Below are 22,052 nucleotides of genomic sequence, written 5' to 3' on the forward strand. Positions count from 1 at the left end.
GTTCTCTACAGTCCTCGGTGCGGTGCGGCCGGCGCGCCCGGTGAGCCCAGCTCCAGCAGGAACGGGTTGCTCACGCGCTCGCGACCGATGGTCGTCGTCGGTCCGTGGCCGGGCAGGACCACCGTGTCGTCGGCCAGCGTCAGCACCTTCGTGCGCAGCGACGTCAGCATCTCGCGGTGGTTGCCGCCCGGCAGGTCGGTGCGTCCGATGGAGCCGGCGAAGAGGGTGTCGCCGGACAGCACGAGCCGTCCGCCCTCCTCGGTGCCGGCGCGGAACATCACCGACCCGCCGGTATGGCCCGGTGTGTGGTCGACGGTCAGCCGGAGGCCGGCCAGGTCCAGCTCGGCGCCGTCGGTCAGCTCGCGCACCTCGCGAGGCTCCCGCATCTCCAGGTTGCCGCCGAAGAAGGCCCGTGACCCGGCGCTGATGCCCTTGAGCGGGTCGGCCAGCATCTCGCGGTCGTCGGGGTGGATCCACGCGGGGATGTCGTTGCCGTCGCAGACGGGCGCGACGGAGAACGTGTGGTCGAAGTGCCCGTGCGTGAGCAGCACCGCGACCGGGGAGAGCCGGTGCTCGCGCAACGCCTCGGTGACCGGCTCGACCGCGTCCTGACCGGGATCGACCACCACGCACGCCCCGCCCGCGCCCGTGGCCAGCACGAAGCAGTTGGCCTGGAGAGCGCCGGTCGGGAAGCCGATCACCAGCACGGGATCACCTCTCGACGGCAACGGATCGACAACGGATCCCTGTGGACCACGCCAAGCAGCCTATCCGGCATACACCAGTCACATACCTGCCCCCTAGACTGCTGACCGATCGTCGCCGTCGACGCAGAGATCAGGGAGGTTGCAGGTGCCGACCAACGTGCAGCGCCGCGAGCAGGCCAAGCGGAAGCTGGAACGCCAGCTCGTCCGCAGGGCGGAGCGCGCGAAGCGGCGCCGGGTGATCGCGGTCGTCGCGACGGCGGTCACCGTCGTCGTGGTCGCGGGCGGTGTGTACTTCCTCGCCACGACCGACTTCAGCAGCACCGGCGACGACGCCGCCGCCAGCTCGACCACCCCGGCCCCGATCGAGATCCCGACCGAGGTGAAGGCGCTGCCCACGCGCCCGACGCCCATCGCGGACCCGGCCACGTGCGAGTACCGGCCGTCGACGGAGCCCGCGTCCAAGGAGGGCACCAAGGCCCCCGAGGCGAGCGCCCCCGCGACCGGCACGGCGACCGCCACCATCAAGGCCAACATCGGCGAGCTGAAGCTGACCCTGGACCGCGCCCTGGCGCCGTGTGCCGTGAACAGCTTCGTCAGCCTGGTCAAGCAGGGCTACTACGACGGCAGCACGTGCCACCGCATCGGCACCGAGGGCCTCCAGATGCTGCAGTGCGGCGACCCGACGGGCACCGGCACCGGCGGCCCGGGTTACACGTTCGACAACGAGACGTGGCCCGAGCTGACCTACGGCCGCGGCTACCTGGCCATGGCGAACGCCGGCCTCGACCAGGCGACGCAGAAGGGCACGAACGGCAGCCAGTTCTTCATCGTCTACGGCGACGCCCAGCTGTCGCCCGACTACACCGTCTTCGGCAGCCTCGACGAGGCCGGTCTGAAGCTCATCGACGAGGTCGCCCGCGCGGGCCACGACGGCTCGTTCGACCCGAGCCCCGGCGGCGGCAAGCCGAACAAGGAAGTCAAGTTCGAGTCGGTCGCGGTCGCCTGACGACAGCCGCGGAGAAGACGCAGGGGCCCGGCACTCGGGAGAGGAGTGCCGGGCCCCTGCGTCTTCCTCATCGGCCAAGCCGATCTCTCGGATGGTCCCACCGGCCCCTTACGTTTCACTGACGCCACCAGGATCCCTGGCGGCCTCGGGTGCCCGAGACGGCCGCCGGGCCTCCAGGTGCGATCTCTTCACCCTCCAGCAACGCGAAACCTCGGCGAGTTGACCCGAAGGAGCCTGCGGCTTGCGGGCGGTGGCCCGGATTCGAGAACGGTCACCATTGAGGCCGAGCACATCCCCGTGCTCGGGTACGCGGACACGATCCACGGATCCCGGGCCGACGTGTGCGGGGTGCCGGCCAACGTCGGGGACCTGGTGACGTGGCACGTGAACACCTGGGACGACAACTTTCCCGCGTCCCGGGCGCTGCCGAGCCGGATCGACTTCCCGCTGGCGGACAGCCGGGTGCTCGACCAACCGGAATACGCCCTTTACGGGAGCGCGCACGTGGTCCCCGACGAGGATGATCGAGCAACTACACCGTCATACCGCTCAACGTGGGCCGGTGGGCCTCCGGCATCACGGTGTCCGACTGGTTCGTCCGAGAAGCCTCGTCCTGCTCCGATCCGAATCGGGTCGGAGCGGGACGAGGCACGACGGATCAGCCTGGGGTGCGGCGCGTCGGACGTGGAGGCGCGGTCAGCCGGTCACGACGCCGAAGTCACCCGGTACACGTCGTACACGCCCTCCACGCTGCGAACCGCCTTCAGCACGTGACCGAGGTGCTTCGGGTCGCCCATCTCGAACGAGAACCGCGACACCGCGACCCGGTCCCGCGACGTCGTCACCGACGCCGACAGGATGTTGACCTTCTCGTCGGCCAGCACCTTCGTCACGTCCGACAGCAGCCGGTGCCGGTCCAGCGCCTCCACCTGGATCGCCACCAGGAACACCGAGGACGACGACGGCGCCCACTCGACGTCCAGCAGCCGCTCGGGCGTCCTGAGCAGCTCGTCCGCGTTGGTGCAGTCCGTCCGGTGCACCGACACCCCGCCGCCGCGGGTGACGAAGCCGAGGATGTCGTCACCCGGCACGGGCGTGCAGCAGCGCGCCAGCTTGACCCACACGTCGGCCGCGTCCTTGACGACGACACCGGCGTCGCCGGTGACCCGCCGCCGGGCCACCGTGGACGGCGTCGACCGCTCCGCCAGCTCTTCCTCGGCGTGCTCGACACCGCCGAGCTGCGCGACCAGCCGCTGCACGACGTGCCGCGCGGAGGTGTGGCCCTCCCCCACGGCCGCGTACAGCGCTGACACGTCGGGGTAGTGCAGTTCCTTCGACAGCGCGCCCATCGAGTCGGCCGAGACCAGCCTCTGCAACGGGAGCCCGACGCGTCGGACCTCCTTCGCGATGGCGTCCTTGCCGACCTCGATGGCCTCTTCCTTGCGCTCCTTCGCGAACCACTGCTTGATCTTCGCCTTGGCCCTGGGCGAGGCCGCGAACGACAACCAGTCGCGGGACGGGCCCGCGCCCTCCGCCTTCGAGGTGAAGATCTCGATGACCTCGCCGTTCTCGAGCTTGCGCTCCAGCGCGACGAGCCGACCGTTCACCCGCGCGCCGATGCACCGGTGACCCACCTCGGTGTGCACGGCGTACGCGAAGTCGACCGGCGTGGACCCGGTCGGCAACGTCACCACGTCGCCCTTCGGCGTGAAGACGAAGATCTCCCGCGCGGCCAGGTCGAACCGCAGCGACTCCAGGAACTCGCCGGGGTCGGCGGCCTCGCGCTGCCAGTCGAGCAGCTGGCGCATCCAGGCCATCTCGTCGACCTCGACGCCCTTGCCGGTGTGCGTGCCGCGCGTCTCCTTGTACCGCCAGTGCGCCGCGATGCCGTACTCGGCGGTCCGGTGCATGTCGTAGGTGCGGATCTGCACTTCCAGCGGCTTGCCGTCCGGCCCGATGACCGTCGTGTGCAACGACTGGTACACCCCGAACCGGGGCTGCGCGATGTAGTCCTTGAACCGGCCCGGCATCGGCTGCCACAGCGCGTGCACGACACCCATGGCCGCGTAGCAGTCGCGGACCTCGTCCACCTGGATGCGCACGCCCACCAGGTCGTGGATGTCGTCGAAGTCCCGACCGCGCACGATCATCTTCTGGTGGATCGAGTAGTAGTGCTTGGGCCGGCCTTCGACCTTGGCCGTGATCTGGGCCGCCGCCATCTGCTGGGACAGCTCCGTGATCACCCCGCCCAGGTACGTGTCCCGGGACGGCGCGCGGTTGGCCACCAGGCGCACGATCTCGTCGTACTTCTTGGGCTGGAGGATCGCGAACGCCAGGTCCTCCAGCTCCCACTTCACCGTCGCCATGCCGAGGCGGTGCGCCAGCGGCGCCAGCACCTCCAGCGTCTCGCGCGCCTTGCGGGCCTGCTTCTCGGGCGGGAGGAACCGCATGGTGCGCATGTTGTGCAGCCGGTCGGCGAGCTTGATGACCAGCACCCGGGGGTCCTTGGCCATGGCGATGACCATCTTGCGGATGGTCTCCGCCTCGGCCGCCGCGCCGAGCTTGACCTTGTCGAGCTTGGTGACGCCGTCCACGAGGAGCGACACCTCGGTGCCGAAGTCGACCCGGAGCTGGTCCAGCGAGTAGTCGGTGTCCTCCACCGTGTCGTGCAGGAGGGCGGCGACCAGCGTGGTGGTGTCCATGCCCAGCTCGGCCAGGATCGTCGCCACGGCGAGCGGGTGCGTGATGTAGGGGTCGCCGGACTTGCGCCGCTGCGGGCGGTGCTTCTCCTCCGCCACGTCGTAGGCGTGCTGGAGCAGCGCCAGGTCGGCCTTCGGGTGCAGGTCGCGGTGGACGGCCGCCAGCGGTTCGAGCACCTGCTTGACCGGCGCGGCGCGCTGGGCGGTGATCCGACGTGCCAGCCGCGCGCGCACGCGCCTCGTCGCCGACGGCGGCCGTGCGGGCACGGGCTGCGACGTCTGCGCGGGTTCGGTGTCCTGGCTCAACCACGCTCCTCGGGTCTAGGAACCGAGGATAACTCCGTTGCGGGCCTCACTCCGTTGACGAGCCGATGAGCGGTGCAGTTCACACGACGAGCAGCACCTCCGGTTCAGCCGGACCAATCGGTTTTCACCAGCCTGAACCCGCCGGCCAGTCCCTCTTGAGGCCCGCCAGGAACGCCGCGAAGCTCTCCCGGGGGAAGCTCAGCTCCCCCGCCGCCGGCTGCTTGCTGTCCCGGACGGCGGTCGACTCGGGGGTGACCGCCAGCTCGACGCAGTCCGGATTGGTGGAGCTGTAGGTCGACTTTCGCCACTGTCCCTGCTGGTCAGGCATACCTGGTATCCCTCACTTCTTGGATGCGCCTCGCGGACTGCTCGGGAGTGAGCGCCAGACCTGCCACGTCGTCCCATGCAGCGACCAGCCTCCTCACCATGCCCACATTCTCCACCGGCTTGATCCCGTCGTGGCCTTCGATGTAGATCGAGAGCGGTTCATCGGGCTCGGGGTAGTCGAGCAGGGTCAACGCACCGATGTGCGCGCCATACGCACCGGTCTCGAAGGCAGCGATCTGGATGGTGATGTTGTCCCGTCGACCAGAGGTGAGCAGGTGCGTCAACTGCTCTGCCATCAGCTCACGGCTGCCGACCACGCGGTACAGCGCCGCCTCGTCGACCAGTGCGTGCAGGTGAAGCGGGCTGAACTCGCGGTAGAGCAGCCCTTGCCGATCGCGCCGCTCCGCAGCCGCCTGGGCTGTCCAGCCCTTGCCGGAGGTCAAGGCCGGAGCTCGCCGGCCGAGTTCTTCGGCGTAGCCGCCCAGCTGAAGGATGCCCGGGATGAGCATCGAGTCGAGTGAACGCTCCTTGGTCGCCTCACCTTCATCCATCCTGAACCTCAGGTAACCCGGCGAGAGCGCGGACGCGTGCTCGACCTTCACCGCGTCCACGTTCGCGCGTTCCCAGAGCGCCGTGCCCTCACCCAGCTCCTCATCGGTCGCCTTGAGGACCATCATGATCGCCAGGAACGTCGGGTAACGCGGCAGGTGGTCGCCGGACAGGAGTCGGTTGACCGTGTCCTTCGACGTCTTGACCAGGTCCGCGACCTCGGCCGGCTTGAGCCCGGCCCGTTCCACGATCGGCTTGACGTGTCGGCCGAGCCTGCGCTTGGCACGTGTGGTTCCTACCGCCATGACGATCACCTTAGCCACTGTGAGTAGTCGGCTTGCACGCAGAGTTCACTCGATTGCTTACCATAGGTTTGCGTGGCGCAAACTATAGGGTGGCACCCATGACGGAGAACGTAGACCAAGTGGCGGTACGCCTCCGCTGCCAGTGGCTGGAAGCGCCCCACGGCTATGGCCTGGCTGCCACGTTGGAAGTGCACCGGGCGACCCTCGCCCTCGCCGAACGACACCCGCTGTCCGAGTCCGCCGCCGTCCCGCCGGAGGTCGCCGCACAGGTCTACGCCCGGATGGGCCTCTTCCTGGCCGCCACCACGATGGCGGCGCGCGCGGTCGAGATCCGACGGGACCTCTGCCTCGAACTGGCCACCGAGGACCGGCTCGTCCGGCACGTCTTCGCCCTCGACCTGCTGGCGAGCGTCTACCGCGCCCGCGGCATGACGGACGCCATCGCCGGGTGCCTCGTCCAACTGGTCGAGATGCACTTCACCTGCGAGAACAACGCCGGCGTCGCGTGGGCGGTCCGCGAACTCGGAGCGCACGCGCTCCTGACGGGCGACCTGGACAACGCGGTCGCGAAGTTCACCCGGGCCGACGAGCTCTACGCCGAGTACGACGCCGACGTCGAGATCGCCGAGGAACGCGGCGAGTGCCGGGTGCTGCTCGGACGCGCCCGCTTGGCGCAGGGAGACCGCGAGTCGGCCCTGCTGTGGTTCAAGCGGGCAGCCGACGACTTCACCAGCGCGGGAGCCGACGCGCTCGTGCTCGAGGCGGAAGCCCTCCAGACCGCCGTGAGCTCCTCCACCGAGCCGCCCGCGCCGGACCTGCTCGTGATCGGCGACTTCGGCGTCACCCGCTGGTAGGCGGAAGTCGTTACTCGGAACTGCCGGCCGAAGTGCTGCGGTGCGGCTACGACCTGGACGCGTTCCGGCACCTGGCACGGGCGAACCCGGCCGAGATCAAGGCTCCGACTTGCTCGACCTCGGGCGGACACGGCGGACGGTCAGCGTCGTCCAGCGCAACGCACCGCACGCCCGGGACCGCGGCTGCACGTTCCCCGGACGCGGCCGGCCACCCAACTGGTACGACGCGCACCACGCCACGCACTGGGCCGACGGCGGCGACACCGACCTCGACAACATGGCGCTGCCGTGCCCCCACCGACCACCCACCGCCATCACGGCCTCGATCCCGGAGCGAGTCAGGCGGTGGGGTCAGGCGGTGGGGTCAGACACTCAGCAGGGCGTTGACGTCACGGCCGGCCAGCCGCTCACGGCCGCCCAAGCCGGGGATCTCCAGCACCACCGAAATGCCGGTGACCACGCCACCGGCGCGTTCCACCAACTCGCACGCCGCGGCGGCGGTGCCGCCGGTCGCCAGCACGTCGTCCACCACCACGACGTGCTGCCCCGGCACGATGGCCTCCGCCGGCAGCTCCAGCGTGGCCGTCCCGTACTCCAAGTCGTAGGACACGCGATGCGCGACCGAAGGCAGCTTGCCCGGTTTGCGCAGCGGCACGACGCCGTAGTGCCAGCCGTACCCCAGCGCGGCGCCCAGCAGGAAGCCGCGCGACTCGATCGCGGCCACTACCTGGGTGTCCGGGTGGATCTTGTCCTGAAGGGCGTCGACCACGGCGCGCAACGCGTCCGGGTCGGCGAGGACCGGCGTGAGGTCCCGGAAGACGACCCCCGGCAGGGGGAAGTCCGGGACCTCACGCAGCAACCCTAGGGCGCGGTCGAGCTTCAACGGTGCTTCTTGCCCGTCGGGCGGCGCCGTGCGTCGCTCGCCTTGCCGGTCCGCGCGGGCACGCCCGCCGCGGCCGCCATGGCCTTCTCCTTGCGCAACTCGGCCTGCAACGACTCGTCGTCGGTCGACTCCACGATGTCGCCACCGCTGACGACCTCGCCGGTCGCCTCGCCGGTCGCGGCGGCCCGGCGGGCCAGGTTGTCCCGACGCGCCTGCACCCGGGCGGCCTGCGCCTTGTACCGGGCGTCGCGCATCTTCAGGTCCACCGCGATCGGGGTCGCGATGTAGATGGACGACAGCGCGCCGATGACGATGCCGGTGAGCTGCACCAGCGCCAAGTCCTTCAGCGTGCCGACGCCGAGCAGGCCGACGCCGATCGCCAGCAGGCCCAGCACCGGCAGCACCGCGATCAACGAGGTGTTGATCGAGCGCATCAGGGTCTGGTTGACCGCCAGGTTCGCGGCCTCGGCGAAGGTGCGGCGGGTGAGGCCGAGCAGGCCGCGGGTGTTCTCCCGGACCTTGTCGAACACCACCACCGTGTCGTACAGCGAGAAACCGAGGATGGTGAGCAGACCGATGACCGTCGCCGGCGAGACCTCGAAGCCGACGATCGAGTACACGCCGGCCGTGATCAGCACGTCGTGCAGCACCGCGACGAGCGCGGCGATCGCCATCGACAGCTCGAAGTACAGCGCCAGGAAGATCATCACCGCGACGAAGAACACGAGGAGCGCGATCAGCGCCTGGCTGGTGATCTCACCGCCCCACGAGGCGGACACGGCGCTGTCGCTGATGGCGTCCGCGCCGCCGTTGGGCTTCAGGTCGTCGTTGAGCGTGGTCTTGAGCTTCAGGACCTGGTCGGCGTTGAGCGTCTCCGACCGGATCTGGATGGTCGCCGACTCGCCGGTGCCCACGGTCTGCGTGGCGGCCGGCTCCTTGCCGAGGGCCTTCTCGAACGACTCCTTGGCCGCCTCGACGCTGATCGTGCCGGAGGAGCTGATCGCGGGCATCTGGATGCGCGTGCCGCCGGTGAAGTCGATGCCCCGGTTGAAGCCCTTGAACACGATCGACAGGACGCAGATCAGCAGGATGATGCCGAACACCACGTACCAGCGCTTGCGCTTGCCGACGATGTCGAACGCGCCGTTGCCGACGTAGAGCCGCTGGAAAACGTTGCGCTTCTTCGTCTCGGTCACGTCAGACCTCCTTCACAGCGGTGCTCTTCGCACCCGACGGCGCGCGGTCGTCGACAGCGGCCTGGACGGCGCCGCCCAGACCCGAGAGCTTCGGGTTGGACAGGCGCTTCGACTTGGAGATCATGCTGACCAGCGGGTGGGTCACCAGGAAGACCACGACCAGGTCGAGCACGGTCGACATGCCCAGGGTGAACGCGAAACCCTTCACCTGGCCGACGGCGAGCACGTACAGGATGGCCGCGGCGAGGAAGCTCACCATGTCGGCGGACAGGATCGTGCGACGGGAGCGGACCCAGGCACGCGGCACCGCGGACCGGAACGACCGGCCCTCCCGGATCTCGTCCTTCAGCCGTTCGAAGAACACCACGAACGAGTCCGCCGTGATACCGATCGACACGATGAAGCCGGCGATGCCCGCCAGGTCGAGGGTGAACCCGATCCAGCGGCCGAGCAGCACCAGCACCGCGTAGACGACCACACCGGACAGGGCGAGCGACAGGATCGTCAGCACGCCGAGCAGGCGGTAGTAGAACAGGCAGTACACGAACACCAGCGCGAGGCCGATGCCGCCGGCGATCAGGCCGGCCTCCAGCGAGGCGAGGCCCAGCGTCGCGGACACCGTCTCGGCCTCGGAGGCCTCGAACGACAGCGGCAGCGAGCCGTACTTGAGCACGTTGGCGAGGCTGTTCGCCTCGGCCTGGGTGAACTTGCCGCTGATCTGCGTCGAGCCGCCGAGGATGGGCTCGTTGATGTTCGGCGCGGACACGACCTGCGTGTCCAGCACGACGGCGACCTGCTGCGAGACGTTCGCCGAGGTGAACTTGCCCCACTTCTCGCCGCCCTCGCCCTTGAAGGTGAGGTCGACGACGAAGCCCGCGCCCTGCGGGTCGGTGCCGGACACCGCGTTGTCGACGTCCTCGCCGCTCAGGCGCGAGTACAGGCTGAAGTCGTCGTCCTTCACGCTGCCGTCGGTCGGCGGGGTGACCGGGGCCAGCACGTACTTCTCGGTGCGGTCCTGGTCGCAGGTCAGCAGCGGCAGCGCCGGGTCGTCGTTGCCGATCAGCGGGTCGACCGTGGGGCAGGTGAACGCGGCGAGCGCCTGGGACACGGTCTGCGCGTCGAGCGTGGTCAGCTGCGGGTCCTGCCGGCAGGTGCGGGACTCCTCGATGGCCCTGGTCGGCTCGTCGGAGTACTGGCCCTGGAAGACCGCGCGGCAGTCGACCTGCGACTCGGCGGGCGGCTGCTCGCCGGCGGGCGCGTTCGGGTCCGCGGGCGGCGTCGTGGCGTCGGCCGGCGGGGTCGTCGTGGTCGGCTGGCCCTCGAACGCCGGGGCCGGGCGGCCCTGCGCGGTCGTGGTCGGCGCGGCGGAGTTCGCGGTCTCGGTCGGCTCCTTGCCCGCGCTCTCGGTCGGCGCGGCCGAGCCCGACGTGGACGGCGGCGCGCTCTGGGTCGGCTCGGGCTCCGGCGCGTTGGGCACCGGCGAGCCGATGACCTTGCGGAAGTTGAGCTTCGCCGTCTGGCCGAGGCGCTTCGCGCCCTCGCTGTCGGAGCCGGGGACCGTGATCACCAGGTTGGTGCCGTCGCGGATGACCTCGGGACCGGCCACGCCCAGACCGTTGACGCGCGTCTCGATGAGCGTGCGCGCCTGGTTGAGCGACTCCTCCGACGGCGTCTTCCCATCAGGAGCCCGGGCGGTCAACGTGACACGGGTGCCACCCTGGAGGTCGATGCCGAGCTTGGGGGTCGCCTTGCCGTTCCCGGTGAAGAACACCAGGGAGTACAGCGCGACCACGATGAGGACAAATGCGCCCAGGTACTTCGCGGGGCGGATTTGCCCGGCCGGAGGTGCCACGGTCCGTCCGTCTCCTGATAGTTGACAAGGTCAGCGAGGCCGCAGCGTACCCCTGATGGTGTGAGCTGCGCGTCACTGCCTGGAGTCGGCACGTTGACAGTTGCCGGCTCCAGGCGAGGGGTCCGCTGGTTACTGCGGGTCTACTTCTGGTTACTTCTTGCTCTCCTGCTGTGCGCGGTCGACGTCCGCGGTCTCGTCCACGACGTCGTCGACATCCTCGACGTCGTCCACGACCGCGTCGGTCTCGGTGTCCACCACAACCTTCTCGCGAATGGCCTGGCGCAGCCAAGTGGTGACGACGCCGTCGGCGATCTCGAGCTCGATCGTGTTGTCTTCGTCGTTCACGCCGGCCACCGTCGCGTACAGCCCGGAGGTGGTCATGACCCGGTCACCCGGCTCCAGGGAGTTCAGCAGCGCCTGCTGTTCGGCGACGGCCCGCTTCTGCTTGCGGGCGCTGAGGAACAGCGGCACCGCGAGCAGCACGAGCAGCAGCGGGAACATCAAGGAGGACAGGTCCATCATTCTCCGATCAACCGGACGGGGCGAGCGCGATCAGCGCCCGGTACGTCCGAATTTCTGGGGTGCCGCTGCCGATTGTGCCAGGTGAGCAATACCGATCACTCGGTGGCGTCGTCGAACAGGGATCGGGTGGCCTCGCCCGGCGCCCGCGGCGGCGGCTGCAGACCCAGGTGCAGCCAGGCCGTGGCGGTGGCGACCCGACCACGGGGCGTGCGCGCCAGCATCCCGGCCCGGACCAGGTACGGCTCGCAGACCTCCTCGACCGTGGTGGGCTCCTCACCCACCGCGACGGCCAGCGTGGAGACGCCGACCGGGCCGCCGCCGAACGAACGGACCAACGCGCCCAGGACCGCCCGGTCCAACCGGTCCAGGCCCAGTTCGTCCACGTCGTAGACCTTCAGGGCGTCACGGGCGACCTCCAGGGTCACCGCGCCGTCCGCGCGCACCTCTGCGTAGTCCCGAACCCGCCGGAGCAGTCGGTTCGCGATGCGGGGCGTGCCGCGGGACCGGCCCGCGATCTCCCGGCCGCCGTCGTCGCGCAGGTCGACGCCGAGGATCCGGGCGGACCGGCGGATGATCAGCTCCAGCTCCTCGGGGCTGTAGAACTCCATGTGCCCGGTGAAGCCGAACCGGTCGCGCAACGGCCCGGTCAGCGCGCCGGACCGGGTGGTGGCCCCGACCAGGGTGAACGGGGCGATGTCGAGCGGGATGCTGGTCGCGCCGGGGCCCTTGCCGACGACCACGTCGACCCGGAAGTCCTCCATCGCCAGGTACAGCATCTCCTCGGCGGGCCTGGCCATCCGGTGGATCTCGTCGATGAACAGCACGTCGCCCTCGACCAGGTTCGACAGCATCGCGGCCAGGTCGCCCGCGCGTTCGAGGGCGGGGCCGGAGGTGATGCGCAGCGACGCGCCCAGCTCGGCCGCGATGATCATGGCGAGGCTGGTCTTGCCCAGGCCGGGAGGACCGGACAGCAGCACGTGGTCGGGCGGCGCGCCGCGTTGCATCGCGCCCTGGAGGACCAGTTCGAGCTGTTCGCGGACCTTCGGCTGGCCGACGAACTCGTGCAGGTCCTTCGGCCGCAGGGTGGTCTCGAGGTCCCGCTCGGCGGGGTCGGGCAGCGGGCTGAGGGTGTCGTCCTCGTCGTGGTTCATCGCTTGCGGCCCAGGGCGGCCAGTGAGCGGCGGAGGACTTCGGACGTGCCGAGCGCCCCGTCGGCGGCCAGCACGGCGTCGACGGCCTGCTCGGCCTGCTTGGCCGGGAAGCCGAGGCCGAGCAGCGCCTCGGTGACCTGCGCGCGGACCTGGCCGGAGTCGCCGGTGGCGCTCGGCGCGGGTTCGAGCCGGCCGACCTTGTCGCGCAGCTCGATGATCAGGCGTTCGGCGCCCTTGCGGCCGATGCCGGGCACCTGGGTGAGCACGGTGATGTTGCCCTCGGCCAGGGCGGCGCGCAGCTTGTCCGGCTCCAGCACGGCCAGGGTCGCCAACGCCAGCCTCGGCCCTATCCCGGACACGGTCTGCAGGAGGCCGAACAGCTCGCGGGCGTCGGCGTCGGCGAAGCCGAAGAGGGTCAGCGAGTCCTCGCGCACCACCAGCGCGGTGGCCAGCTGGGTCTCTTCGCCGCGGCGCAGCGTGGCGAGCGTGGCGGGGGTGGCCTGCACGGCGTAGCCGACGCCGCCGACCTCGACGACGACGTGGTCGAGCCCGATGGACAGCACCTGCCCGCGCAGTGACGAGATCACTGACCCTTACCTGCTTCCCGCTTGTCGATCGGTGTCGCCTTGGTCGATGCGGCCGATGCCCGCGCACCCGCCTGTGCCAGTTTCGCGCGGTGCGTCCGGGCGATCTCAGCCGCCCTCGCCTGCGCCTCCTCCAGGCGCGACCGCATGGGCGCGCGCCACAGGTGGCAGATGGCCAGCGCGAGCGCGTCGGCGGCGTCGGCGGGCTTCGGCGCGGTCTTGAGGCCGAGCAGCTTGGTGACCATGGCGGTGACCTGGGCCTTGTCCGCCCGCCCGGAACCGGTGACGGCGGCCTTGACCTCGCTCGGCGTGTGGAACACGACCGGCAGGCCGCGGCGGGCCGCCGACAGCGCCACCACGCCACCCGCCTGCGCCGTGCCCATCGCGGTGCGCACGTTGTGCTGGCTGAACACCCGCTCGATGGCCACCACCTGCGGCCGGTAGCGGTCCAGCCACTGCTCGACCGCGTCGGAGAGCTGGAGCAGCCGCAACGCCAGGTCCTCGTCCGCCGGCGTGCGCACGACGTCCACGGCGATCGGCCGCACCGCCCGGCCGGGACCGCCGTCGACCACCCCGAACCCGCACCGGGTCAAGCCGGGGTCGACTCCGAACACGCGCACGCTGGTCCCCTCAACCGCCGACGAACACCAGTTCGAAACCTTAGAGGGTGATCACCGCGGACCGCCCGATGACACGCGCACGGTGACGAACAGGTACCCCCCGATCGACACAGCGTCACGAGGTCACTACAGTGGCTCGGTCAACTGATCGACTCCAGTGGCGGCATGAGCGGGGTGGCATGACCCTGAGGCGGTTCGGCGTCGTCTCCGTCGCCGTCTGCGCCCTGGTCGTCTGCGTCGTCAGCCTCGTGGTCTCCGGGGTGCTCGACCGGCCGACGTCCGTCGCGATCGACAAGTTCACCCAGTTGCTCGCCTCGGTCGCCGCGATGGTGTCGTACTGGCGGGCCGCGCGCGCACGGCAGGGCGTCGCGCGGCGCTGGCGGCTGTGGATGGCCGCCGCGATGGCGAGCCTGGCCGTCGGGCTGACCGTCTGGATCTGGGGCCAGGTGTTCCTCGGGGTGTCGCTGCCCTCGTCCACGCTGGCGCCGATCGGGTTCATGCTCGTGCCCGGGCTGACGCTGTGCGCGATCCTGGTGCTGGCGCACGGCGGGTCGGGCAAGCTGCCCGGCCACCGCAGCAAGCTGGTCGTCGCGCTGGACGGGCTGATCGTGGTCGGCTCGCTGTTCGTGCTCACGTGGGTGTCGCTGCTGGAGTCGATGGTCCGCGCGTGGGCCACCTCCGGCCCCGGTTTCGCGACCGTCGTGGCGCACCCGGCGGCGTACCTGGTGATGCTGGTCGTGCTGCTGGTGTCGTCGTGGACGCACCGCTCGGTGCGGCAGCTGCCGGTGCTGTTCATCGCGTTGGCCGGCCTGGCGCAGTCGGCGTCGGGCTGGGTGTTCGCGTACCTGGTGAGCAAGGGCGCCACCGCCATCCCGACGGCCGCCGACATCGGGTTCATGGTGTGCCCGGCGTTGTTCTTCCTCAGCTCCATCGCGCCGAGCAACGCCGCGCGGGAGCGGGTCGGCGCGGCCAGGCTGCGCGCCGGCGAGCTGCTGCACCTGCTGGTGCCGTACCTGCCGATGCTGGTCACGGGCCTGTTCATCGTGGTCGGCACGGCGACGGGCGTGCGGCTCAACCCGCTGGAGATCTACGTCGGCCTCGGTGTGGTGCTGCTGGTGATCGCGCGGCAGCTGCTCACGCTGATCGACAACGTGAAGCTGCTGGAGCAGCTGAGGGAGAGCCGGGAGCGGCTGCGGCACCAGGCCTACCACGACCCGTTGACCGGGGTGCCGAACCGCGCGCTGTTCCGGGAACGGCTGGACGCGGCGCTGGCCGGGACGTCGCCGGTGGTGGTGCTGTTCATCGACGTGGACGGGTTCAAGGACGTCAACGACAACTTCGGCCACGCCGAGGGCGACGCGGTGCTGCGGATCGTGGCCTCGCGGTTGCAGGCGTGCGTGCGGTCGCAGGACGTGGTGGCGCGGCTCGGTGGTGACGAGTTCGGCGTGCTCGTCGACGGCTACCCGCAGCCGCCGGAGGAGATCGGGCGGCGGGTGCTCGGCGCGCTGGACGAGCCGCACCGCACGGCGAACGGCTCGCACGTGATCCGCGCGTCGATCGGGATCTCGCACCGCGAGGCGTTCGACCCGTCGTTGACCGCCGACGACCTGCTCGGCACCGCGGACGCCGCGATGTACACGGCGAAGCGGCTCGGCAAGGGAATGGTGGTAGTGCACGGATCGGTGGAGGCGGAGCTGACATGAGCGCCGAGGACGTCATCAAATCGCTGGGGATGGTCGAGTTACCGGTCGAGGGAGGGTGGTTCGCGCAGTCGTGGCGGTCGCCCGAGGCTTCCGCGATCTACTACCTGCTGCGGGAGGGCGAGTTCTCCGGCGTGCACCGGCTCGACCACTTGGAGATCTACTCCTACCACCGCGGCGCGGCGTTGCGGATGCTGCTGCTGCACCCCGACGGCACGGTGACCACGCCCGTGCTGGGCCCGGACCTCGCCGCGGGAGAACGACCGCAGGTGGTCGTGCCCGCCGGGGTGTGGCAGGCCGCCGAGCCGGACGGCGACTGGTCGGTCGTCGGCACGGTCGTGGTGCCGCCCTACACCGATGACGTGGTCAGCTTCGGCGAGGCCGACACCCTCGCGCCGCTCTACCCCTCGCACGCCGACCAGATCCGCCGCCTCTGCCGCTTCTGACCGCCGTCCCTCAGTGGCGGTGGCGCTCCCGGCCGAGGGTGTCGACCGGGAGCGCGCCGGGGCGGGTCCACTGCGGCACGGGGCGGCTGGTCGGGCCCCAGGTGGGGTTCCCGTCCGCGTCCGAGCGCCAGGACCAGCACGCGTCCCGGCCCGCGGGCCACCCGTCGGGGTTGTCCTCCCATGCCTCGCCACGGCCGTACGGCGTCAGGTCGAGCAGGCCCAAGGACCCGTTGACCCGCTCGTTGCCGCGCCCGGTCGTGGAGTAGGTGAGGAACGCGCGGTCGCCGTCGCGCAGGAAGCAGGTGATGTGCCCCATGCTGTCGCCGACCGGCGCGGCCAGGTCGCGCACCGAGTACCAGGGCTGGGTGTAGCCCATGAACTCGACGTAGGAGGCCACCTCGTCCCAACGGCCCGTGGTCAGGACGGCGAACGAGACGCCGCGGGCGTTGAGGTAGACGGCGTCCTTCAGGTGCCAAGCCGCGGTGGTGCAGCCCTCGCACTGCCCCTGGTGCGGCGCGCCGTCGTACCACATGTGCTTGTAGACCACGAGCTCGTCGCGGCCCTCGAACAGGTCCAGGAACGGGACCGGGCCGTGGAGTCCGACGAGCTCGACCGTCGCGTCGAACTCCACCATCGGCAGCCGGCGGCGGGCGGCGGCGAGGGCGTCGCCCTCGCGGGTGTGCGCCTTCTCGCGGACCAGGAGCTCGTCACGGGCGGCCTGCCAGGTGGCCAGGTCGACGACGAGCGGGCGGCCGGGCGGCGCGGTGGTCGGGTCGGGCGTCACGGTGTCCTCCGGGTGTCGCGTGCGGGTGCTACTCGTGCGTCGAACGAGGATGCCCCGGATCGACACGAGACCCGACCGCCACGCGCCGGGTCAGCCCATCGTCTTCTGGCCGTCGAGGGTCTCGCGGATGATGTCCGCGTGGCCGGCGTGCTGGGACGTCTCGGCGATCAGGTGCAGCACCACGCGGCGGACGGACCACGAGACGCCCGGCTCGAACCACGGCGCGACGGGCAGCGGGTACGCGCTGTCCAGGTCAAGCTCCGCGAGCAGCCGCTCGGTCTTCGCCGCCGTCTCCTCGTAGTCCGCGAGCAGCCCCGCCAGCGTCTCGTCCTCCAGCATGCGGAAGCCGTTCTCCCAGTCCGCCGGCACGCTCTCCATCAGCTCCGCGCCACCGACCGCGAAGCGCATCCAGCCCTCTTCCATGGCGCGGACGTGCTTGATGAGGCCGCCGAGGGAGAGGGCGCTCGCCGTGGGCGTCTGCCGCGCCTGCTCGTCGCTCAGCCCGCGCACCGTGACGCGGAGGAACCCGCGGTGGCGGTCCAGGCTCGACAGCAGGTCGGTGAGCTCGGTCGAGAGGGTGGTGTTCATGGTGTGGTTCTGCCTTCCGCCTCAGTGGTGACACCACCCTAGGAGGCAATGCGGACGACTTCCGCCCTCGATTCCGAGCCACGGTGCATTCCCCTGCTTCGAATTACGCTCGGGCGCGTGGACCTCCCCGTGATGCCTCCCGTGCGGCCGATGCTCGCCAAGGCCGTGCACTCGGTGCCGCGCGAGCCCGGGCTCGTGTTCGAGCCGAAGTGGGACGGGTTCCGGTGCGTCGTGTTCCGCGACGGCGACGAGCTGGAGCTCGGCTCACGCAACGACCGGCCGTTGACGAGGTACTTCCCCGAGGTGGTCGAGGCGCTGCTGGCCGGGCTGCCGCCGCGGTGCGTGGTGGACGGCGAGATCGTCATCGTCACGCCCGGGGGGTTGAGCTTCGACCTGCTGCAACTGCGGCTGCACCCGGCCGCGTCGCGGGTGCGCAAGCTGGCCGTCGACACGCCGGCCGGGTTCGTCGCGTTCGACCTGCTCGCACTGGACGACCGGGACCTGACCCAGACGCCGTTCGCGGAACGCCGGCGGCTGCTGGGGGGCGTGCTGCGGGACGTGCCGGGGCTGTACCTGACGCCCGCGACGGACGACCCGGACCAGGCCGAGGACTGGTTCACCCGGTTCGAGGGCGCGGGGTTCGACGGCGTGGTGGCCAAGCGGACCGACCTGCCGTACGAGCAGGACAAGCGGGTGATGTGGAAGGTCAAGCACGAGCGGACGGCCGACTGCGTGGTGGCCGGGTTCCGGCCGCACAAGGACGGGGTCGGGGTCGGCTCGCTGCTGCTCGGCCTGTTCGACGACGCGGGGTCGCTGCACCACGTCGGCGTGGCCAGCAGCTTCACCGCCGCGCGCCGCCGTGAGCTGCTGGAGGAGTTGGCGCCGTACCGGGAGGACGCGCTGGCCGACCACCCGTGGGCGGAGTGGGCCTCGATCGACGCCGCCACGCCCGGCGCGCAGAGCCGGTGGAACCCGACCAAGACGCTGACCTGGGAGCCGCTGCGGCCGGAGCTGGTCGCCGAGGTGCGCTACGAGCACCTCCAGGCACGGAGGTTCCGGCACACGAGCAGGCTGGTCCGCTTCCGCCCGGACCGCACGCCCGAGTCGTGCACGTACGCCCAGCTGGAAGAAGTCGCGCCGGCGGAGTTGATGGACATCTTCGGCGTGCGGAGGTAGGTCGGGACCTGTCCTACTCGTCGGGCATCCTTGGTCGGTGACCGACACTGCGGGCCGGCTGCTCTCCCTGTTGTCCCTGCTCCAGATGCCCCGCGAGTGGCCGGGCAGCGAGCTGGCGCGGCGGCTGGAGGTCAGCCCGCGCACGATCCGCCGCGACGTCGACCGGCTGCGCGAGCTCGGTTACCCGGTCGAGGCGTCGATGGGCGCCGAGGGCGGCTACCGGCTGGTCGCGGGCACGGCCATGCCGCCGCTGCTGCTCGACGACGAGGAGGCCGTGGCGATCGCGGTCGGATTGCGGACGGCGGCGCGGCAGACCGTGGCGGGCATCGAGGAGGCGTCGCTGCGGGCGATGGCGAAGCTGGAGCAGGTGTTGCCGTCACGGTTGCGGCGGCGGGTGGCCGCGTTGGGCGCGGCGACGTTGCCGGTGGTGCTCGGCGCCGACGGGGTGACCGTGGACCCCGAGCACCTGACCGTGCTGGCGTCCGCCATCGCGAACCGGGAACGGCTGCGGTTCCGGTACTCGGCGGCGGACGGCGCGGAGAGCAGGCGGCACGTCGAGCCGCTGCACCTCGTGCCGTCCGGGCGGCGCTGGTACCTGGTGGCGTTCGACCCGGAGCGCGACGACTGGCGGTTCTTCCGGGTCGACCGGATGACCGCGTTGTCCCCCACCGGGGCGCGGTTCGCGCCGCGCGCGCTGCCCTCCGACGACCCGGCCGCCTACCTGGCGGAGCACATGCTCAGCCGTGCGCCGACCTACACCGCCGTGGCGACGGTGCACCTGCCCGCCCGTGACGTGCGGGCCAGGTTCCCCGGCGCGGACGTCGAGGCCGTCGACGAGCGGACGTGCGTGATCAGCGACTTCACCGACACGGTGGAGTACCTCGCGTTCCACCTGGTGCAGCTGGGCTGCGAGTTCGAGGTGCACGAGCCGCCCGAGCTGGTCCGGCACCTGCGCGAGCTGCACGACCGGATCGGCCGGGCGGTCGGTCGGGGCTGAGCTCCCGAGCGCTCACTCGGCCGCCTTGGCCGCCTGCCGGCAGGCGTCGACGAGCTGCGGCCACCGGCCCGCCCGGTCGCGGTTGATGGACAGCGGCGACGGGTGGGGCGCGTTGAACACCTTCAGCTTGTGGCCGCGGCCGGACAGCGTCCAGCCCGTGCCCGCCGGCCTGCCCAGCACCACGACCGCCTTGAGCGCGGTCAGCATCCGCAGCAGTTCCACCAGGTACGGCACCGCCGCGCGCAGGTCTGCCGGCGACGGCTCGCGGCCGGACAGGTACCAGGGCACCACGTTCCAGCTCAGGCTCACCCGCCGGGACAGGCCGGCCTCGGCCATCGCGGCGAACACGTTGGCGGCGGTCGGGTCGTCGTTGTCCGGCGAGTTCAGGCCCGAGCCCGACGACGCGGGCCCGGGCGACTCCAGCAGCAGCAGGACCTTGGAGTTCACGCCGCCGCTCGCGGGGTCGAACAGCGGCACGTCGGCCTTGCGCTCGGTGGCGACGCGCTGCGCGAACTCCGTCAACTTCGCCAGGTGGGGCGCTTTGAGCAGAGCCATCTTCCGAGCGACGACCACGGGGTTCCGGTGTGCCCTCGGGGTGGAGGGGAAGACGTCCATGGGCGCTAGCGTTCCCGTCTTGATCAGGCACTACCATCCGCCGTCCGGGCGGCGCCCCGGAATCGTGCCGGCGTCACGCGAAGTGGGTGCGCGGCCGCTCCTCCAGGACGCCGTCGACATAAGTGTCGACCTTCTCGTTGTAGAACGCGACCAGGCCCGCGAGCGGCCTGCTCTCCGGCAGCGGGTTGCGGTAGCCCCAGACGACGTTCTCGTGCGTCTGGTCGCCGACCACCACCGACCAGTACTCCGCGGTGCCCTTGTACGGGCAGCTCGTGCTCAGGTCGGTGGACCGCAGGAGGTCCAGCCGGACGTCGGTCATCGGCAGGTAGTAGCGCGCGGGCAGCCCGGTCTCGAACAGGATCACCGGGCGGTGCGAGTTCGCGACCTCGACGCCGCCGACCTCGACCCGGATGTGCCTGCTGCTCTGCAGCGCGTCGACCCTGGTGTACGGGTCGCGCGGGTGGGCGTAGACCGGCTCGTCCTCCTCGAACCACTCGTCCATCGCGTCCCAGTCCAGCCGGACCAGGCCGCGCAGCGCCTCCAGCGGCGAGTCCGGGTACCGCAGCCCCGCGCCCGCCGCCGACGCCGAGCCGGTCTTCACGTCGAACAGCCGGCCGTTGCCCCGACTGGGCGATCGCTTCACCTCGCCCGTCGCCACCAGGTCCGCCCGTACGTCCTCCGCCGGGAAGTAGTACGTGGGGTAGTAGGGCATCTCCCACACCAACGCCGGCCGCGTGGTGTCCACGACCAGCTCGCCCGCGAGGAAGGCCCGGACCCGCTTGGTCCCGGTCTCCACCCGCACCCGTCCGCGTTCCGCAGCACTCATGATTCCGAAACTACGCGCGAGTGCGCCCGGCCGGGAGGCGTCGGGTTTCTCCGGTGTTGCCCAACGTTCCCGGTGTCGCCGGATGGCTATGCTCGGCCGGTGGTCGAGGTGATCGACAACGGATCGGCGCCGCGTCTGGTCGTCTTCGACCTCGACGGGACGCTCTACCCGCGCGAGCTGTACACCGGGCTGGTCCTGGACGTCATCGGCGCGATGTTCGTGGAACTGCGGGGCGCGCCGCCCGACCACGCCGCCCGCAAGGTGGCGGAGCTGCGCGAGCTGATGCGGACCGAGTGGTCGCGCACGTCGACCACCTCGTTCGTGCTCGCCAACGGGTTCGACGTGGACGAGTGGCGCGAGTACCGCGAGGCGCACCTGTCGATCGTGGACGGCGTGCGGCCCGACGAGCTGGTGGTGCGCGAGCTGGACCGGCTGCGCGCGGTGGTGCCCATCGCGTTGCTCACCAACAACACCACCAGCGCGGCGGAGGCGATCCTCGACCGGATCGGGGTCGGCGTGTCCGGCTTCACCGGTGTGGTGAGCGCGGACGACGTCGGGGGCAGGCCCAAGCCCGACCCCGGCGCGTTCCGCGTGGTGCTGGAGCGGTTCGGCGTCGACGCCCGCCACGTGTGGGGCGTGGGCGACCGCTACGACATCGACATCCGGCCGCTGCGCGAGCTGGGCGGCGCGGGCATCACGGTCGACGGACCGGCCGACCTGCCCGAGGCGGTCGACCACGTCATCGGGCGCGTCTCATCGGCCTGATCCGGGCGGGCTCGCCGCCAACGGCGACACCGCGGCCAAGCGCGCGGTCTGCGCGGCGCGGGCCGTGCCGATCGACGCCGCCAGGTCGCGGGTCTCCCGGTCCGCGCCGCTGTCCTGCTCGCCGCGCGCGAGCAGCGCCGACTGCTCCAGGTGCTCGCGCAGCTTCGCGGGCAGGCCGGACGGGTCGAGGCGCAGGCCCGCCAGGTCCGCCTCCGACACCAGGCCGGGCATCTGGTGACCGGCGTGCGGGTTGTCGTCCGACAGCCCGGCGCGCTCGCGCAACCGCTTGAGCTGAGCCAACTCCCGCTCGTGCGACTCCTTCACCTCCGCCGCGAACGGCGCGAGCGCGGGCGGCGCGAGGGCGAGCGCGGGCAGCAGCTGCTCGTTCATCGGGATCATCAGCTGGATCCACGCGGTGTCGGTGGCGTTGAACGGCGACGCCGCGGCCGGTGGCGCCGGGGTCGGCGCCTGCGAGCACGCGGCCAGGAGCAGCAGCGCGGCGCCCCAGAGCGCTCGCAAGCGCCCCGGGGTGGACGGGATCGTCGTCACCGCGGCAGCCAGTAGTCCGGCCCGAGGGCGGCGCCCCGGTGCGGC

General features: G+C 71.1%; 23 protein-coding genes. 7 read left to right on the forward strand and 16 right to left on the reverse strand.

Features of this window, described 5'->3' with window-relative positions; genetic code table 11:
- Positions 1–5: 5 nt before the first annotated feature.
- On the reverse strand, positions 6–707 hold the full coding sequence (locus AB0H12_RS03145) for an MBL fold metallo-hydrolase (protein ID WP_499620406.1): 702 nt from the start codon (positions 705–707) through the stop codon (positions 6–8).
- A 145-nt stretch (positions 708–852) separates the two neighbouring features.
- Between AB0H12_RS03145 and AB0H12_RS03150 the strand changes: the two genes are divergently transcribed.
- Positions 853–1,713 carry a peptidylprolyl isomerase gene (locus tag AB0H12_RS03150; RefSeq protein WP_230571897.1) on the forward strand — a complete coding sequence of 287 codons (861 nt, stop codon included), beginning with the start codon at positions 853–855 and terminating at the stop codon, positions 1,711–1,713.
- A gap of 704 nt (positions 1,714–2,417) precedes the next feature.
- Here AB0H12_RS03150 and AB0H12_RS03155 read toward each other — a convergent pair.
- The 3 genes from AB0H12_RS03155 to AB0H12_RS03165 form a co-directional block, all read right to left on the reverse strand.
- Positions 2,418–4,718: a RelA/SpoT family protein gene (locus AB0H12_RS03155; protein WP_230571896.1), complete on the reverse strand. Its 2,301-nt coding sequence runs from the start codon at positions 4,716–4,718 to the stop codon at positions 2,418–2,420.
- 124 nt (positions 4,719–4,842) lie between these two features.
- Entirely contained in the window at positions 4,843–5,046 is a 204-nt protein-coding gene (locus tag AB0H12_RS03160; RefSeq protein WP_499620408.1) for a DUF397 domain-containing protein, read from the reverse strand.
- Positions 5,039–5,899, reverse strand: coding sequence for a Scr1 family TA system antitoxin-like transcriptional regulator (locus AB0H12_RS03165; RefSeq protein WP_499620810.1), 861 nt, complete (start codon positions 5,897–5,899; stop codon positions 5,039–5,041). Before AB0H12_RS03165 ends, AB0H12_RS03160 begins: the two co-directional genes overlap by 8 nt.
- A gap of 98 nt (positions 5,900–5,997) precedes the next feature.
- Here AB0H12_RS03165 and AB0H12_RS03170 point away from each other — a divergent pair, with 98 nt between their 5' ends.
- The gene (locus AB0H12_RS03170; RefSeq protein WP_499620409.1) at positions 5,998–6,753 is read left to right on the forward strand and encodes a tetratricopeptide repeat protein; all 756 of its coding nucleotides are present in this window, start codon (positions 5,998–6,000) and stop codon (positions 6,751–6,753) included.
- A gap of 364 nt (positions 6,754–7,117) precedes the next feature.
- Here AB0H12_RS03170 and AB0H12_RS03175 read toward each other — a convergent pair whose 3' ends face one another.
- The 7 genes from AB0H12_RS03175 to ruvC all read right to left on the reverse strand — a co-directional run bounded on the left by AB0H12_RS03175 (position 7,118) and on the right by ruvC (position 13,561).
- Entirely contained in the window at positions 7,118–7,636 is a 519-nt protein-coding gene (locus tag AB0H12_RS03175) for an adenine phosphoribosyltransferase (protein WP_499620411.1), read from the reverse strand.
- Positions 7,633–8,832, reverse strand: a complete 1,200-nt coding sequence (secF, locus tag AB0H12_RS03180) for a protein translocase subunit SecF (RefSeq protein WP_499620412.1) — start codon at positions 8,830–8,832, stop codon at positions 7,633–7,635. Before secF ends, AB0H12_RS03175 begins: the two co-directional genes overlap by 4 nt.
- Before the next feature lies 1 nt (position 8,833).
- Positions 8,834–10,684 (reverse strand): protein translocase subunit SecD, encoded by a 1,851-nt coding sequence (gene secD / locus AB0H12_RS03185; protein WP_499620414.1) that lies wholly within the window; start codon positions 10,682–10,684, stop codon positions 8,834–8,836.
- 150 nt (positions 10,685–10,834) lie between these two features.
- Positions 10,835–11,203: a preprotein translocase subunit YajC gene (yajC, locus tag AB0H12_RS03190; RefSeq protein ID WP_498772391.1), complete on the reverse strand. Its 369-nt coding sequence runs from the start codon at positions 11,201–11,203 to the stop codon at positions 10,835–10,837.
- Between the two features lie 98 nt (positions 11,204–11,301).
- Positions 11,302–12,357: a Holliday junction branch migration DNA helicase RuvB gene (gene ruvB / locus AB0H12_RS03195; protein ID WP_499620415.1), complete on the reverse strand. Its 1,056-nt coding sequence runs from the start codon at positions 12,355–12,357 to the stop codon at positions 11,302–11,304.
- Positions 12,354–12,944, reverse strand: coding sequence for a Holliday junction branch migration protein RuvA (ruvA, locus tag AB0H12_RS03200; RefSeq protein WP_499620417.1), 591 nt, complete (start codon positions 12,942–12,944; stop codon positions 12,354–12,356). Before ruvA ends, ruvB begins: the two co-directional genes overlap by 4 nt.
- On the reverse strand, positions 12,941–13,561 hold the full coding sequence (ruvC, locus tag AB0H12_RS03205; RefSeq protein WP_499620418.1) for a crossover junction endodeoxyribonuclease RuvC: 621 nt from the start codon (positions 13,559–13,561) through the stop codon (positions 12,941–12,943). Before ruvC ends, ruvA begins: the two co-directional genes overlap by 4 nt.
- Before the next feature lie 179 nt (positions 13,562–13,740).
- Between ruvC and AB0H12_RS03210 the strand changes: the two genes are divergently transcribed.
- Entirely contained in the window at positions 13,741–15,264 is a 1,524-nt protein-coding gene (locus tag AB0H12_RS03210; protein ID WP_499620420.1) for a diguanylate cyclase domain-containing protein, read from the forward strand.
- Positions 15,261–15,707: a cupin domain-containing protein gene (locus tag AB0H12_RS03215; protein ID WP_499620421.1), complete on the forward strand. Its 447-nt coding sequence runs from the start codon at positions 15,261–15,263 to the stop codon at positions 15,705–15,707. The genes AB0H12_RS03210 and AB0H12_RS03215 overlap by 4 nt, the downstream gene beginning before the upstream one ends.
- 10 nt (positions 15,708–15,717) lie before the next feature.
- On the opposite strand, the gene AB0H12_RS03220 is transcribed toward AB0H12_RS03215, so the two are convergent.
- Both AB0H12_RS03220 and AB0H12_RS03225 read right to left on the reverse strand, forming a co-directional pair.
- Positions 15,718–16,491 (reverse strand): DUF899 family protein, encoded by a 774-nt coding sequence (locus tag AB0H12_RS03220; RefSeq protein WP_499620423.1) that lies wholly within the window; start codon positions 16,489–16,491, stop codon positions 15,718–15,720.
- A gap of 90 nt (positions 16,492–16,581) precedes the next feature.
- Positions 16,582–17,079: a DinB family protein gene (locus AB0H12_RS03225; protein WP_499620425.1), complete on the reverse strand. Its 498-nt coding sequence runs from the start codon at positions 17,077–17,079 to the stop codon at positions 16,582–16,584.
- A 117-nt stretch (positions 17,080–17,196) separates the two neighbouring features.
- On the opposite strand from AB0H12_RS03225, the gene AB0H12_RS03230 reads away from it, so the two are divergent.
- Together AB0H12_RS03230 and AB0H12_RS03235 are read left to right on the forward strand one after the other, a co-directional pair.
- Positions 17,197–18,255 carry an ATP-dependent DNA ligase gene (locus AB0H12_RS03230; RefSeq protein ID WP_499620427.1) on the forward strand — a complete coding sequence of 353 codons (1,059 nt, stop codon included), beginning with the start codon at positions 17,197–17,199 and terminating at the stop codon, positions 18,253–18,255.
- Positions 18,256–18,292: 37 nt separating this feature from the next.
- Positions 18,293–19,252: a helix-turn-helix transcriptional regulator gene (locus AB0H12_RS03235; RefSeq protein ID WP_499620428.1), complete on the forward strand. Its 960-nt coding sequence runs from the start codon at positions 18,293–18,295 to the stop codon at positions 19,250–19,252.
- A 12-nt stretch (positions 19,253–19,264) separates the two neighbouring features.
- Here the strand turns inward: AB0H12_RS03235 and AB0H12_RS03240 are convergent, their stop codons facing one another.
- Positions 19,265–19,807 (reverse strand): uracil-DNA glycosylase, encoded by a 543-nt coding sequence (locus AB0H12_RS03240; RefSeq protein ID WP_230571878.1) that lies wholly within the window; start codon positions 19,805–19,807, stop codon positions 19,265–19,267.
- 133 nt (positions 19,808–19,940) lie between these two features.
- Positions 19,941–20,693 carry a DUF427 domain-containing protein gene (locus AB0H12_RS03245; protein ID WP_499620430.1) on the reverse strand — a complete coding sequence of 251 codons (753 nt, stop codon included), beginning with the start codon at positions 20,691–20,693 and terminating at the stop codon, positions 19,941–19,943.
- A 99-nt stretch (positions 20,694–20,792) separates the two neighbouring features.
- Here AB0H12_RS03245 and AB0H12_RS03250 point away from each other — a divergent pair, with 99 nt between their 5' ends.
- Positions 20,793–21,458, forward strand: coding sequence for an HAD family hydrolase (locus tag AB0H12_RS03250; RefSeq protein WP_499620432.1), 666 nt, complete (start codon positions 20,793–20,795; stop codon positions 21,456–21,458).
- Here the strand turns inward: AB0H12_RS03250 and AB0H12_RS03255 are convergent.
- Complete coding sequence (locus tag AB0H12_RS03255; RefSeq protein ID WP_499620434.1) at positions 21,447–21,977, reverse strand: DUF305 domain-containing protein; 531 nt, start codon at positions 21,975–21,977, stop codon at positions 21,447–21,449. The genes AB0H12_RS03250 and AB0H12_RS03255 overlap by 12 nt on opposite strands.
- Between the last annotated feature and the right edge of the window lie 75 nt (positions 21,978–22,052).

It is taken from the genome of Actinosynnema sp. NPDC023794 (assembly GCF_040639675.1).
GTDB classification, from domain to species: Bacteria; Actinomycetota; Actinomycetes; order Mycobacteriales; family Pseudonocardiaceae; genus Actinosynnema; species Actinosynnema luteola.